Here is a 15,279-nt window from a genome sequence, read left to right as displayed (position 1 = left end):
TCTTGGGGTAATTAGTTGATGTGTTATTTACTGTGGTGGGTTTTTGAATCTACAGTAGTAGACTACAGGCAGTTAGTGCAATTTTTAACTTCAATAATACATAGCAAAAGGTTGCTTTTGACCGTCTAAATTATTATATGGAGATAACCATTTTATGGCAAAAGCATGTAATCGCCTACAACGTATTTCACAGGTGATGAAAAAAGAGATAGCAATCATTGTACAATCCGAGATGCATGATCCGCGTTTAGATAAGATAGTCACTGTGTCGAGTATCATGCTTTCTCGGGATTTGTCTTACGCAAAAGTATTTGTTACATTTCTCAATGATCAGGATGAGATGGCGAGAATTGAGAGCTTACGTATTTTGTCTAGCGCAGCTGGCTATATACGAACTTTACTGAGTCAGACAATGCGTTTGCGTATTACACCAAAGCTTAGGTTTTATCATGATAACTCTTTCTTAGAAGGGATGCGCATTTCTCGATTAGTTACGAATATTATTAAAAGTGATCAATAAACATCGTATTATGGCACAAGGAACAACAAAAATTATATTTTGTACGTTTATGAAAATCATGACTCATCGTTGGAGAAGTGTTCATGGCGTGTTATTGCTTGACAAGGCTCTTGGCTATTCTTCTCATCAGGCAGTACAGAAAGTGAAATATTTATATCGAGCTAATCGTGCAGGTCATACTGGCACCTTAGATCCACTAGCCACAGGCATGTTGCCTATTTGTTTTGGGGAAGCAACGAAATTTTCACAGTATATTTTGAATTCTGATAAGGAATATCACGTAATTGCTCGCCTTGGTCAGAGAACAAATACATCAGATGCAGGCGGTATATTACTGAGTACACGTTTAGTAAAATTCTCAATTAAGAAACTAGAGGCAGTCTTAGAAAGTTTTCGTGGGGAAATACAGCAAATTCCATCAATGTATTCAGCTATTAAATATCAGGGAAGGAAGATGTACGAATATGCACGAGAAGGCGTGCATGTACCGCGTGAATCTCGGAGAGTGGTGGTGTATACGTTACGATGTATACGATATGAGGGAAATGAACTAGAATTAGAGATGCGTGTTTCCAAGGGGACATATGTTCGTACAATTGTGGATGATCTGGGTGAAAAATTAGGCTGTGGCGCTCATGTGATTTGTTTACGCCGGTTACAGGTGTCTGACTATCCAAGAGAAAAAATGATTACTTTAGAGTCTCTTCTAGCGCTTGCTAATCAGGAAAAAGACCTTGGGGTGATGCCATATACTTATATTGATTCACTGCTGATGCCTATAGATAGCCCGGTATCTGGATACCCTTCAGTTAATTTGCAGAATATGTTCGCTAAGTACTTTAAACAAGGTCGACCATTACGATTAGCTGGTGGATCAGTGAGTGGGCTCGTGCGTGTAACCGAAGGTGAAGATAGTAAGTTTATTGGCATAGCAGAAGTGACTGATAATGGATTGTTAAAACCAAAAAGGGTGGTTATTTAGTTTTTTCTGAGAGATTGTATTTGTAATTAATCATTGTAAAACAATGAAAACTATAAGTACGTTAGATATACAATTGATGGGTTTTAATAGATTTAATCACCTTTGTTTGTTTTACTATTTAGCAGTAATTACGAATATACGAACACGTATGAACAATAAATGAGAATATGCATAGAGAATGTCTCGTTTTGTACAAATAAATCTGAATTTATAGAAATCAATGAATAGTTAGGGATATGAATAAGATAGGTGTATCAAAAGAACTGTCATACTGCAATGTTACAAATTTAATATTATAGTGTAATCTCATAGATTATCCATTCTAACTAATTATCATCTATTTTGAGGTAATTTACTGCACTGTGAAGTGTCCATATCATTAACACGCATCTGTAAATGAATGATCTGAAAAATGGGAGTTATGTAATGTCTTTAAATAATACAACAAAAGCACAAATTATTTCTGATTTTGGTCGTCATTCGAATGATAGTGGGTTAACAGAAGTTCAGGTAGCTCTTTTAACTGCACAAATTAATGATTTACAAGGTCATTTCTCTATACACACAAAAGACCATCACAGTCGACGTGGTCTACTGCGTATGGTATCACAACGTCGTAAACTATTAGATTATCTTAAGCATAAAAAGATGGCACGTTATACTAATTTAATTGACAGATTGGGTTTACGCCGCTAGTAAGAGATATTATTGTGATGCGTTATAGTGTAATTGTTGCATGGATAGTTTTCATTGATCTACATCAGAGGGATAAGCATACTTTAGAAAAAAATCCATAGAATTATGTACCATAATCATCCACATTGTCACTGTTGAATATAGTTATTAGTGTTAAAGGTACGCGAGATGGTAAATTTAGGGGCTGAGATTTATGAGGTAATAATTTAGATGCGTTATTCTCAAAAAAAAGAATAGATATTATGAGGAATTCAAACATGTTTAATAAAACAGTAAACATCTCCCAGGTTTAACATTAAGGAACTAATTTTGCTCACCCCGATTGTACATAAATTCCAGTATGGCCAGCATATGATTTCAATTGAAACTGGGATAATAGCGCGTCAAGCCACGGCAGCTGTTATGATTAGTATGGACGATACGACAGTTTTTGTAACTGTAGTGGCCCATAAAACAGCAAAATCAAGTCAAAATTTCTTTCCTTTGACTGTGAACTATCAGGAACGTACGTATTCTGCTGGTAGGATTCCAGGTAGCTTTTTTCGGCGTGAGGGGCGTCCAAATGAAAATGAAATGCTTACTTCGCGCTTAATTGATCGACCTATTCGACCACTTTTTCCAGAAAGATTTTTTAATGAAGTACAAGTGATTGCGACTGTAGTTTCTATTAATCCACAAGTTAATCCAGATGTTGTGGCAATGATTGGGGTTTCGTCTGCATTAGCGCTCTCTGGATTACCATGCAGTGGACCTTTTGGGGCGGCGCGTGTTGGTTATGTAAATAATCAATATGTTTTAAACCCAACTAGTGACGTAATGAAAGAGAGTAAACTGGATCTAGTAGTTGCGGGCACAAAAAGATCCGTATTGATGGTAGAGTCTGAAGCTGAGTTACTAAGTGAAGATCAGATGCTAGGTGCGATAGTGTTTGGGCATGATCAACAGCAAATTGTCATTGATAATATCAATATATTAGCGACCTTAGCTGGGAAAAAACGTTGGGATTGGAAGCCAGAAACACTAAATGATGCATTACGACTGCATATAACTAATTTATCTCAATCTCGTTTAATGGAAGCATATTATATCACTTCGAAACAAGAAAGGTTATCGCAGGTTAATTTAATTAGATCTGAAATTATTACCACAATACTAGAAGACAATCATGCGTTAGATCCTGATATGATTAGTGATTTCATACATTCAATAGAAAAAAATATAGTCCGCAGTCGTATTTTACGCGGTGAACCACGTATTGATGGTCGTGAAAAAGACATGATTCGCGCTTTAGATATACGTACAGGGATACTACCACGTACGCATGGTTCAGCATTATTTACACGCGGTGAGACTCAAGCATTGGTGACTGCTACATTAGGAACTGCCCGTGATGCACAGAATCTTGATGAGCTAATGGGGGAACGTACCGATAACTTTCTTTTCCATTACAATTTCCCGCCATATTCTGTAGGTGAAATTGGTATGGTTGGTTCGCCTAAACGTCGTGAAATTGGTCATGGTCGCTTAGCTAAGCGCGGTGTGCTTTCTGTCATGCCACCCGGTGATTCTTTTCCATATACAGTACGTATTGTGTCTGAAATAACTGAGTCAAATGGTTCATCTTCTATGGCTTCTGTGTGTGGTGCTTCATTAGCATTGATGGATGCAGGTGTACCCATTAAATCTGCAGTAGCTGGTATTGCGATGGGTTTAGTAAAAGATAATACAAATTTTGTAGTACTCTCTGATATTTTAGGAGACGAGGATCACTTGGGTGACATGGATTTTAAAGTAGCAGGTAGTCGAGAAGGTATTACTGCATTACAAATGGATATTAAGACTGCAGGTATTACCTGTGAGATTATGAGCATAGCTTTGAGTCAAGCTAAGGGTGCGCGCTTACATATTCTGAGTGTAATGGATCAAGCTCTTAGTAGACCTCGTTGTCATTTATCTCAATTTGCCCCCCGTATGCATACTATACAGATTAATATTGATAAAATTAAAGATCTAATCGGTAAAGGGGGTTCAGTTATTCGGGCATTAACCGAAGAAACAGGTACTAGCATTGAAATTAAAGATGATGGTACAATTAAAATTGCTGCGAATAATGACGATAAGGCTAAATATGCTATACGCCGTATTGAAGAGATTACTGCAGAAATCATTGTAGGTCGTATGTATAATGGGAAAGTGACGCGCATTGTTGATTTCGGTGCTTTCGTCGCTATCAGTAGTAGCAAAGAGGGTTTAGTACATATTTCACAAATTGCTGATAAACGGATTGATAAAGTGGCTGACTATTTAACAGTAGGGCAGGAAATTTTAGTGAAAGTACTAGAAGTAGATCGACAAGGTCGTGTACGTTTAAGTATGAAAGAGGCTGTATAATTATTCACTAAGAAAGATAATTTTTTAAAAAAATACAGATGTGTCATCTTAGTCAATTTGAATGTTTTATGACTAGAACAAGGATGTTAGATTATGCGTAGCGTTATCGTTTTAGACCTGAGATTTAGGATGGAGAGAACTTATTATAAATTACTCACTCAGTTACGAGCTAATGTATTATAACGCACACATAATGTCTAATTTAGCTATATGACGAAGATAATATCTTCTCATTCTACTTGCATGAGTAACAGCGTGCAAAATACTTCTAATGTCGCCTTTTATGCATAGTTGTTATACACTTTTTATATATATAAAAAGCATCAGTGCATCGCATATATCTATGTAGAATGTGCGACTAAATCTTACTGGGGTGTATTGGAGGCCTTTATAGTACCTGCTGTTTACCGAACAATATTCTAAGGTCTTTAGTTATATGCAATATTCGTGATAACTAAAAATTAGTATGTAGATGCTTGTGGCGTATTTGATTAAGATAGGTCCCATTACCATTCTTTTTTAAATTGAACAAAAACGTGTCAGGTTATATAGTTTATATCAGATCTATCGTTGATAGAAATAAAGAAGTAAATATAATTAAGTATTAATTAGTATTCACTAATACAAGCAGTTATTTTTAATATTTAGCACAGCTAAATTATACCAGATTCTATGTTATAAGAATTCGTCCTATACTATAAGGAAACGCAAAGACTCTTACGAAACGTTTTTGATCTTAAAGGTTGTAATGATGTGAATTACTGTATTGATTACAGATATTTATTAATCTAGTGGGTACGACATTAAGTAGACGCAAGAACGTTTTATTAATACATAACGAACATCATGAGTCATCATTGCATGCGATTTCTTTCCCACAATTTTGGGCAATTAGTATTTGATGGATGAGGGTTTCAGTTTATAAAAACTACTAATTTCAGCCGGTTGATGATTTTTCATGAAAATAATTAACTATTTTCACGACGAGTTATGTAGACTGGCCAATGCAAGTTAAGAGGCATATGTACTACATGACTAATATTTATACTACTTTTTCTTCTCTTGGTCTTAAAGAGGACCTTCTTAAGTCTTTAAATGCTATGGGTTATGTGAAGCCATCGCCGATTCAATCTGAATGTATCCCTCATTTATTAGCTGGTCGAGATGTATTGGGGATGGCACAAACTGGTAGCGGGAAAACGGCAGCGTTTGCATTACCACTCATCCATAATATTAGTTTAACATTAAAAGTTCCTCAAATTTTAGTACTAGCACCTACGCGTGAGTTAGCTGTTCAGGTTTCAGAAGCAATGGCAGAATTCTCTAAAAACATGAAAGGTCTTCATGTTGTGGCAATCTATGGGGGACAACGTTATGATGTGCAGTTACGTGCTTTGCGACAGGGTCCACAAGTTGTCGTCGGAACGCCAGGGCGTTTACTAGACCATTTAAAACGCGGAACATTAAATCTTTCTAATTTACGTGGCCTGGTATTAGATGAGGCGGATGAAATGCTTCGTATGGGATTTATTGAAGATGTAGAAATCATCATGTCACAAATCCCAGACAGTCATCAAACCGCATTGTTCTCTGCTACAATGCCAGAAGCTATTCGTCGTATTACTAAACGTTTTATGAAAGATCCGCAAGAAATACGTATTCAATCAAGCGTTACTACACGCCCTGATATTAATCAGAGTTATTGGGCTGTGTATGGTCGGAAAACGGATGCATTAACCCGTTTTTTAGAATCTGAAGACTTTGATGCTGTGATTATTTTTGTGCGTACTAAGAGTGCGACATTAGAAGTAGCAGAAGCGCTGGAAATTACTGGTTATAATAGTGCTGCACTGAATGGTGACATGAACCAAGCATTGCGCGAGCAGACACTAGAGCGTTTAAAGGATGGACGCTTAGACATACTTATTGCTACTGATGTTGCTGCACGGGGTTTAGATGTTGAGAGAATTAGTCTGGTGATTAACTATGACATTCCAATGGATGTAGAATCTTATGTACACCGTATTGGACGCACTGGTCGCGCAGGTCGCGCAGGTCGCGCTATTCTATTTGTTGAGAATCGTGAACGTCGTCTATTACGTAATATTGAACGCAATATGAAATTACATATTCCTGAGATTGAACTGCCGAATAGTCAACTTCTTGCACAGCGTCGCTTAGAAAACTTTTCTACAAAAGTAAAACAACAGCTAGAGAGCGGTGATTTAGAAAGTTATCGCATGCTTCTACCTAAAATACAGCCAACAGACCTAATTGATATTGACATTCTAGCTGCAGCATTACTAAAAATGGCACAAGGTGAACGTCCTTTAATCATTCCAATGGATCCACCAAAATATCGTTTACGTCGTGAATATAGAGATCGTAATGATCGTCGCGGCGAATACGTAGATAAAGCTACTCGTGATGTAGAGCGCTTTAGTCGTGAGCGTAAGGACGCTCGTGAGATGCAATTATATCGCTTGGATGTAGGACGAGAGGATGGTGTTGAAGTACGTCATATTGTCGGCGCAATTGTGAATGAAGGAGAAATTAGTAGTCGTGATATTGGCCATATCAAATTATTTAGTACGCACGCTACTATTGAGTTACCTAAGGATATATCACATACTGTATTACAGTACGTTTCTCGAACATATATTTTAAACAAACCTATTAATATAAAATTAATTGGGGATGCGCAGTCGCGGTATATTACTCGTAATAAAACTCGCAGTTCTGAGCGTCAATCAGGAACTGCGGTTCCATATAATAGGTTTTCAGTAACGACTGATAGTAGTAGTAATGGTAGTAGTCGACATCTTTATGAGCGTAAGAATGAGCGTCGTTTTGGGGGGCTAAATGAAGGGAAGGGTATATCACGTCGACGGGAAACATAAGATTGCTGTTACTTCAAGTAATTATCCTTGTTACAGCACTGTTATCAAAATATTTTGAGTGAAAACTCAGGCGGTAAAATGTAATCGCCTGAGGGGTCTCTGGTATAAACTAGAGATTTTTAGCGTGAATTAATATAATCAATAGCAGCTTGAACAGTAGTAATTTTTTCAGCTTCTTCATCTGGGATTTCAGTATCAAATTCTTCCTCCAAAGCCATTACTAGTTCCACTGTATCTAAAGAATCTGCACCTAGGTCTTCTACAAAAGAGGCAACATTAATGACTTCTTCTTGTTTTACGCCGAGTTGCTCGCTAATAATTTTCTTAACGCGTTCTTCTATAGTACTCATATAGCTCCATTTCCTATCCAAACTCGCTTATGCGATGGTTTTTATAGTTTATAAAATGTTAAAAAAGATGCAACTAAATTTAGATGAGTTAAGGTAATATTTCATTTTTTGTAATATTTGATATTAGTGACACCACTATATTAGACCATTAACATTCCACCATTAACATTTAGTGTTTCTCCAGTGATATAAGAAGCTTCATCAGAGGCCAAAAACGCAACAGTATTAGCAATGTCCTGCGCTTTTCCAAAGCGACCTATAGGAATTTCAGCTATTATATCTGCTCGTTTCTTATCGCTTAGAGAGCGCGTCATATCAGTATCAATAAAACCCGGAGAGACAATATTAACAGTGATACCACGAGAGGCTATTTCTCGTGCCAATGATTTACTAAAGCCAATTAAACCAGCCTTTGCTGCCGCGTAATTACTTTGACCGATATTACCCATAGTGCCTATTACAGAACCAATAGTAATAATACGTCCGGTTCTTTTTTTAATCATTGAGCGTACTACTGCTTGAGATAAACGAAATACAGAGGTTAGATTTGTGTTTAGTACATCATACCATTCATCATATTGCATACGCATAAGTAGATGATCACGTGTGATCCCTGCATTGTTTACTAAGATATCTATTGCTCCAAAATCATTGCGAATTTTTTCTAAAACTCCTTCAATAGAAGATGCCATCGTTACGTTTAATAGTAAGCCCTTACCATGTGCACCCAAGTATTGACTAATAGTATCTACACCATTTTGATTAGTGGCGGTACCTAATACTTTAGCTCCGCGCGCTGCCAAAGTTTCTGTTATAGCACGTCCGATGCCTCGGCTGGCACCCGTTACCATGGCAATCTTACCTTCGAAATTCATATTGTGTATCCTCGTGACTGTTTTAATGCTGCATCTAGAGTAGCTGGATCATTTATTGAGACTGCTTTTAGAGTAGACAAAATTCGCTTTGTTAAACCTTGTAGAGTTTTTCCTGGGCCAACTTCTAGTAATAAGTTTATTCCCTGATCTGCGATGCACTTAATGCTTTCTTCCCAGCGTACGGGTTGGTACATTTGACGAATGAGAGCACTACGTATTGCATGCTCTGAGGTTTCAATCATCACGTCCACATTATTAACTATGTTATATACTGGGGCGTGAAACGGTATTTCTTTTAGTACTATCTCTAGTTTATCTGCCGCAGACCTCATGAGAGTGCAGTGAGACGGGATGCTAATCGGTAGTGTCAGCGTGCATTTTGCTCCAGCTATTTTACAAGCGATGCTGGTGCGTTCGACAGCGGCTTTATGCCCAGCAATAACTACTTGATGAGGCGCGTTAAAAATTACAGGAGACACAATCTGGCCATGAGAAGATTCATTGCAGACTTTTTCTATCACTGAAGCATCCAAACCAACAATGACCTGCATAGCACCTTCTTTTTCAGGGTACAGCCTCTTGCATAAGCTTGCCACGTAAATCCACGAGTTTAATAGCGTCAGAAAATGATATCACTTCTGCACAAACTAAAGCGCTATACTCACCTAAGCTATGCCCAGCCAATATTGTTGGCATATTTTTGCTGTGTTGCTGCCAAATACGGAAAATAGACACAGAAGCGGCTAGTATAGCTGGTTGAGCACGCCGTGTTTTATTCAACTCTTCGATGGCACCTTTTTTTACTAAATTCCATAGGTTATATCCTAACACTTCTGAAGCTTCATAAAAGGTGTCTTCTACTATTTTATTTGCTTTCGCTAAATGGGCTAGCATTCCTACGGATTGCGAGCCCTGTCCCGGAAAGACCATTCCAAATTTCATCGTGATTGTCCTATTAATGATAATTCTTGATAACTAGAATCGTATGAGAGCTGAACCCCAAGTAAATCCACTACCAAATGCTTCGAGAAGAAGTAGTTGACCGCGTTGGATACGCTGATCGCGTACTGCCTCATCTAGTGCGGAGGGCACAGAAGCTGCAGAGGTATTACCATGACGATGAAGAGTAATAATTACCTTATCCATATCTAATCCTAATTTACAAGCGGTCGCATTAATAATGCGTAGATTAGCTTGATGCGGTATTAGCCAGTCTATATCAGAACAGACAAGATTGTTAACCTGTAAGGTTTCAGTTACAATATTCGCAAGTTTAGTAACAGCTACTTTAAAAACTTCATATCCAGCCATATTAATATAAGCAGGATTTTGAATATGCTGGGGGTTTTGATTAGGTAAAGTTAATAAAGGGCCATATTGTCCATCTGCATGAAGATGTGTGGAAATGATCCCTTCTTCTGTACTAGATCCTAACACTACAGCGCCAGCACCGTCTCCGAATAAAATAAGCGTACCTCGATCCTTTGGATCTAACATACGCGATAATACGTCAGCGCCAATGACCAGTGCATACTTGACCGCATTGTTTTTAATATACTGATCAGCGACACTTAATGCATAAGTAAATCCAGAGCAGGCTGCTGCTAGATCAAACGATGCAGCATCATTAATCTCTAGCATTTTCTGGATCATGCAAGCTGAGCTAGGAAAAGCATGACTAGAAGAGGTAGTAGCAACAATGATTAAATTAATATCATTATTGCGAATGCCAGACATTTCCAATGCACGACTAGCAGCTTGAAAACCCATAGTAGCTACATTTTCATGAAGGCATGCAATGCGTCTCTCACAGATACCAGTGCGAGCTTGAATCCACTCGTCTGATGTATCCACCATTTTTTCAAGATCTGCATTGGTCCGTATTTGTTGTGGCAAATAACTGCCTGTACCGATAATCTTTGTATACATGTACGCTCAGTCACTCTTTGGTAATAATACACCTTTTAAACATGCAGAAATTCTTTCAGGAGTTTCCTGACGAACGGCCTGCTCTGCTTGTTGAATGGCTGCGATAAACGCGCGCTGGTTCGCAGAACCATGGCTTTTAATCACTGTATTGTGAAAACCTAGTAGGCAGGCGCCATTATACTGGTCAGGATGAAGCTCAGAGAATTTTATTGTTAAATACTTATGAAAAAAGCGTGTTAACAAGCGGTGTCCCCAATTTTTTTCTTTTGCGGTTTTCAGTGGCTGGAAGTTTGATAGAAGCATTTTTAGTACACCTTCCATAGTTTTTAACGTAATATTTCCTACAAAGCCATCACAAATTAGGACATCTGTGTTCCCACTAAGAAGATCATTGGCTTCTAAATATCCCACAAAATTAATTGATATAGATTTTTTCAACATCTTTGCAGCCTCTTGAATGGATTTCGAGCCTTTATTAATCTCTGTACCAATATTTATGAGAGCCACACGTGGGTAGCTAATACCAAGAAGATCTTTAGCTACGATGGAGCCCATTACAGCAAATTGTACTAATAAAGCAGTATCTGCATGAATATTAGCCCCTATGTCGAGAAAAACAGTTTTTCTTTTTTGTTGATTTGGCAACATGGTCATTAATGCGGGGCGTTGAATACCACTCAGTGGTTTTAATAATAATTTTGCTAACCTCACCATTTCACTTGTATTACCAGCACTAACACATGCGCACGCTTTTCCTATTTGGACTTGTTCTAGTGTTTTTCGCATAGAACTACTACGTTTTTTTTGTAATATAGGTTTGTTTGTATTATGGTGAGGCACGATCGAGTCAACACCAATAATTTTTAAGCGCTTTTGTAACATGTTATCTGTATGAGAGAGTAACGACAAAATGGGATGAGGATCGCCCACTAGTAGAATATGTAGATGTGGGTTAGACGCGAGGGCTTGTAATGATGCAGGCACTGTAATGCGAGGACCAAAATCTCCACCCATGGCATCTATTGCTACAGTTAAATGATTCAAAATAGATTAAAAGAGAGCATAATTAATTTCAGATAATTTTTTTTCCGCGGTAGTAACCATCTGCAGTAATATGGTGTCGACGATGGATTTCACCGGATATTTTATCCATAGAAAGTTTTGGTATAGTCAAAAAATCGTGCGAACGACGCATGCCTCGTGTTGAACGCGTTGGTTTGTTTTGTTGTACAGCCATAGAACTGTCTCCTAGATTTGCAGTTGAGCTAATGAATATATAGCATGGCTATGTTATCTAATTTTATTTGGTATACCATCGTAGATTTAATAATTTCAATACTACATGAGCCAGCTTGATATTTTATCGCTAGTGCGAATAAAAAATTTTCGATTATTCTGGATATATGCTATCGACACAGTCTATGCTAAATGAGCTCTGATTATTGTCAGTTATTTGAAATAATTATAATATGTATAATTGCAATCTGCATCAGTAGCACTAAATACCTTTAAGAATCATATATGTATGACCTATACATATATTTATTATCCAATATATATTGTATACATCTAACGTAATACGTTTATCAAACAGCTGCGATTGCAATCTGTTTCTCCTCAGATATCAGTATAACACATTATGTTTTTGGATTTCTATGGCAGCAAGTGTAGTCATTTTTCATTACTTACTCAATATGTGTAAGAATTTTCATTTACAAAAATCAACGGATTTATCACAATAAGATGATAAATAAGTCTCCAGTGAAATCTTATAGTCTATTTACTATATTTATTGTTTATCTTCATATTGTGAGAAGAGCATACTTCTGGATTTATTTAGTTATTATGTGGTTTTGAAAAGATTGTAGCATATCAATTATATTTCGAGTTTCACATAAGGCATGTTTTAATTAAGATTGTGAAGGGATAGTACATAAGGTTAGTTTTTCTATAATCAAGGTTTATATGCCATGAGATCATAATATAATGAGTAATTATATTTTTCATAAATTCATATGTTATCACAGATATAGAGAGATGAAATATAAATAAGGAGAAAAATCATAGCATATTTGCATTTTAAGAACTGAAAACAAGTCTATTTTAACAATTAATCCTTATATGCAAGATGCGTGTTTGCTTTTGAAGTTGGAGTGAGATGATCCATATACCTTAATAGAATGATTTATCTATTTATGAGTGTATGGTGGCTGTAGTCATTAATCAAAATATCGTACTGGGGTATTATGTAAAAGTTTGCAAACCACCCAACTTATATGTTTTTATGAGCGAAGTGATCATATCGATCTTCATTCATCATCACATTGTATAAAAGATAATACGTTCACTGCTTCTAAAATTACCTGTATAACTTATACTACTCTACAATCTATACTATTTAATCCATTACCTTGTAGGCTGGGACCTAAAATACTGATATGAGAATCCCAGTTCTTCTAATGTCTTTTGCTCTTTAGGGTGGTGTGGTGAGAGTTAATCAGATGTTAAAATAATATTTATCGTGATCAAGGGCAATCAAAAAAGATTTGTATATTCAGTGTATAACATAAGTTGTGTATTAAGGAATAGAGATCACGTATTTTTGATCCTCTATAGGATATGCACTAGTGGAGGTGGTTAGTGAGATCAGGTAGTTATTGATGAAATAAGCCATATATGTGTTATTAAAGCAGGCGAGCGATCTCGATGCTCGATTCCTCTGATTTATGACAGCGTGTTTTATACATACATCAGATAGAATATTTTTATTATCTGTAATCATTTTCATACTGCTAAAAATTATAGATAAGAGTTTTCTTAATATATCTGTATAATACAGGCATCCAAAAAACAAGGAAGAGAACTAAGATTTTTTATCTACGTAAGCATAATGTATACTGTTTTTTTCACGCTGTACATTATTAGCATAAACACTACTTGAACTTTAATCAGAATTATTTTCTGCAACAAATTAAAATGAGAATGGTATTGTAATTAAATTCAAAATATGTGTATCAGATCTATAGTGTGTGTGCAGTATATTTTTTATAGGATCCTTTTAGTCATTTTCGAATAATTATTGATGAGTTTGGCGCTTTCTTTTAGTGATTTTCATTTAAGTGCAATTGTACTTTGTAAAAATACATTGTGTAATGTCATTCTGTCTATGTAGATGATATAAAATCCGTGCGATGAATATTTTTACGTTTGTAAAATATTGGATAGCATGCGGATTAAGAAAGATATCTGAGACAGCGATACTGTTTGCTGCGTACCCTTACATAAGTCTTTAATAATACATTGATTATGATTAATTTCGTATTCACCAAGCACTATGGCTAAACGTGCTCTGTATTTATTTGCCCGAGAAAATTGTTTTTTAAAGCTTCCACCGCCAAAATTTCTCATTATTTTTAAATCTGGAAATGCATTACGTATAGTTTCAGAAAGCAGAAACATAGCGCGCTCTGTGCCTTGACCTGACGCAATAAGATAGAGATCTATACTCTGAGGTACTGTTATTTCTGGGAGTACTTTTTGGACTAAAAGAACGAGGCGTTCTAGGCCAATAGCAAATCCAATGCCTGGCGTATTTCGTCCGCCAAGTAATCCGACTAATGTATCATACCGACCACCCGCGCAGATTGAACCTTGAGCCCCTAGGCTATCTGTGATCCATTCAAAGACCGTGCCATTATAGTAGTCCAGACCACGCACCAAACGTTGGTTGACACGGTAAGAAATACCAGCTAGATCTAGTAATTGACATAGTTCGTTGAAATGTTCGTGTGATTTATCGTCTAAATAGTGCCCAATTGGTGATATTGTATCAAATAATGCTTGCATGTCAGGATTTTTACTATCTAAAACCCTTAGAGGATTAGCATACATGCGACGTTTGCAGTCCGCGTCTAATATTTGTACGTTGTCCTCAAGTAGAGCTATTAGCGTATGGTGATAATTTTTTCGTGTTGCAATTGACCCAATAGAGTTTAATTCTAGATGTATGTAGTCAGAAATACCTAATACCTTCCAGAATTTAGCAGTCATGATTATTAAGTCTGCGTCAATATCTGGACCCTGTAAACCAAATACTTCAGCGCCAATTTGGTGAAATTGTCGATAACGGCCTTTTTGTGGCCGTTCATAACGGAACATGGGACCCATATACCATAGACGTTGTTCTTGGTTGTATAGCAGTCCATTTTCAATTCCGGCACGCACACAACCTGCGGTTCCCTCTGGTCGTAGTGTGACGCTCATTCCACGACGATCTTTGAAAGTATACATTTCCTTTTCCACTACATCAGTCATGTCACCTATGGCATGTGTAAACAAGGGTGTTGCTTCGACTACAGGGAGGCGAATTTCACTGAAGCCATAGCTAGATAATACCTGTATTATTCTAGTTTCTACATATTGATACATAGATGCATCTAACGGTAGACAATCATGCATACCACGCACAGCTTGAATTTTTTTCGTCACTATGTACATTCCCTGGTCAGTAAATGGTCGAAAAGTAGGCTTAGTGAGAGATTATGATCAGTTAGTACAAAATATAAAGATTATATCTTAATAGCATGATGTTTTTTATTCTCTAATATACCACTTGATGTAAATAAGGTAGATAAAT

At 36.8% G+C, this 15,279-nt stretch carries 11 protein-coding genes and 1 pseudogene; 5 read left to right on the top strand and 7 right to left on the bottom strand.

Annotated features, from left to right (window positions below):
* The first annotated feature begins 154 nt into the window (after nt 1-154).
* The 5 genes from rbfA (at nt 155) to ERCIKOCA2762_RS02585 (ending at nt 7,489) form a co-directional block, all read left to right on the top strand.
* Complete coding sequence (gene rbfA / locus ERCIKOCA2762_RS02605) at nt 155-520, top strand: 30S ribosome-binding factor RbfA (RefSeq protein ID WP_157988624.1); 366 nt, start codon at nt 155-157, stop codon at nt 518-520.
* A 49-nt stretch (nt 521-569) separates the two neighbouring features.
* Nucleotides 570-1,502, top strand: a complete 933-nt coding sequence (gene truB, locus ERCIKOCA2762_RS02600; RefSeq protein WP_157988801.1) for a tRNA pseudouridine(55) synthase TruB — start codon at nt 570-572, stop codon at nt 1,500-1,502.
* Between the two features lie 426 nt (nt 1,503-1,928).
* The gene (rpsO, locus tag ERCIKOCA2762_RS02595) at nt 1,929-2,198 is read left to right on the top strand and encodes a 30S ribosomal protein S15 (protein WP_157988623.1); all 270 of its coding nucleotides are present in this window, start codon (nt 1,929-1,931) and stop codon (nt 2,196-2,198) included.
* A gap of 309 nt (nt 2,199-2,507) precedes the next feature.
* Nucleotides 2,508-4,589, top strand: coding sequence for a polyribonucleotide nucleotidyltransferase (pnp, locus tag ERCIKOCA2762_RS02590; RefSeq protein WP_157988622.1), 2,082 nt, complete (start codon nt 2,508-2,510; stop codon nt 4,587-4,589).
* Between the two features lie 1,031 nt (nt 4,590-5,620).
* On the top strand, nt 5,621-7,489 hold the full coding sequence (locus ERCIKOCA2762_RS02585) for a DEAD/DEAH family ATP-dependent RNA helicase (RefSeq protein ID WP_157988621.1): 1,869 nt from the start codon (nt 5,621-5,623) through the stop codon (nt 7,487-7,489).
* Between the two features lie 119 nt (nt 7,490-7,608).
* Here ERCIKOCA2762_RS02585 and acpP read toward each other — a convergent pair whose 3' ends face one another.
* The 7 genes and pseudogenes from acpP to hisS form a co-directional block, all read right to left on the bottom strand.
* The gene (gene acpP / locus ERCIKOCA2762_RS02580) at nt 7,609-7,839 is read right to left on the bottom strand and encodes an acyl carrier protein (RefSeq protein ID WP_157988620.1); all 231 of its coding nucleotides are present in this window, start codon (nt 7,837-7,839) and stop codon (nt 7,609-7,611) included.
* 140 nt (nt 7,840-7,979) lie between these two features.
* Complete coding sequence (gene fabG / locus ERCIKOCA2762_RS02575) at nt 7,980-8,714, bottom strand: 3-oxoacyl-ACP reductase FabG (protein ID WP_157988619.1); 735 nt, start codon at nt 8,712-8,714, stop codon at nt 7,980-7,982.
* Nucleotides 8,711-9,656, bottom strand: a pseudogene (fabD, locus tag ERCIKOCA2762_RS02570) (ACP S-malonyltransferase). Before fabD ends, fabG begins: the two are co-directional and overlap by 4 nt.
* A gap of 33 nt (nt 9,657-9,689) precedes the next feature.
* Nucleotides 9,690-10,643, bottom strand: a complete 954-nt coding sequence (locus ERCIKOCA2762_RS02565) for a beta-ketoacyl-ACP synthase III (RefSeq protein WP_157988618.1) — start codon at nt 10,641-10,643, stop codon at nt 9,690-9,692.
* A gap of 6 nt (nt 10,644-10,649) precedes the next feature.
* Nucleotides 10,650-11,687, bottom strand: coding sequence for a phosphate acyltransferase PlsX (gene plsX, locus ERCIKOCA2762_RS02560; RefSeq protein WP_157988617.1), 1,038 nt, complete (start codon nt 11,685-11,687; stop codon nt 10,650-10,652).
* A gap of 28 nt (nt 11,688-11,715) precedes the next feature.
* Nucleotides 11,716-11,880 (bottom strand): 50S ribosomal protein L32, encoded by a 165-nt coding sequence (gene rpmF, locus ERCIKOCA2762_RS02555; RefSeq protein ID WP_157988616.1) that lies wholly within the window; start codon nt 11,878-11,880, stop codon nt 11,716-11,718.
* Between the two features lie 1,964 nt (nt 11,881-13,844).
* Nucleotides 13,845-15,131 carry a histidine--tRNA ligase gene (gene hisS, locus ERCIKOCA2762_RS02550; RefSeq protein ID WP_157988615.1) on the bottom strand — a complete coding sequence of 429 codons (1,287 nt, stop codon included), beginning with the start codon at nt 15,129-15,131 and terminating at the stop codon, nt 13,845-13,847.
* Nucleotides 15,132-15,279: the final 148 nt, after the last annotated feature.

It is taken from the genome of Candidatus Erwinia haradaeae (assembly GCF_900698935.1).
GTDB lineage: Bacteria > Pseudomonadota > Gammaproteobacteria > Enterobacterales > Enterobacteriaceae > Erwinia_E > Erwinia_E haradaeae_D.
Note: the sequence above shows the minus strand (reverse complement) of the source record. Positions and strands in the feature narration are given on the sequence as shown.

Bases quoted from the DNA above. Each gene is read 5' to 3' on its own strand.
- acpP (WP_157988620.1), bottom strand. From the start codon at position 7,839: ATGAGTACTATAGAAGAACGCGTTAAGAAAATTATTAGCGAGCAACTC.
- rpsO (WP_157988623.1), top strand. From the start codon at position 1,929: ATGTCTTTAAATAATACAACAAAAGCACAAATTATTTCTGATTTTGGT.
- truB (WP_157988801.1), top strand. From the start codon at position 570: ATGAAAATCATGACTCATCGTTGGAGAAGTGTTCATGGCGTGTTATTG.
- rbfA (WP_157988624.1), top strand. From the start codon at position 155: ATGGCAAAAGCATGTAATCGCCTACAACGTATTTCACAGGTGATGAAA.
- ERCIKOCA2762_RS02585 (WP_157988621.1), top strand. From the start codon at position 5,621: ATGACTAATATTTATACTACTTTTTCTTCTCTTGGTCTTAAAGAGGAC.
- rpmF (WP_157988616.1), bottom strand. From the start codon at position 11,880: ATGGCTGTACAACAAAACAAACCAACGCGTTCAACACGAGGCATGCGT.
- fabG (WP_157988619.1), bottom strand. From the start codon at position 8,714: ATGAATTTCGAAGGTAAGATTGCCATGGTAACGGGTGCCAGCCGAGGC.
- ERCIKOCA2762_RS02565 (WP_157988618.1), bottom strand. From the start codon at position 10,643: ATGTATACAAAGATTATCGGTACAGGCAGTTATTTGCCACAACAAATA.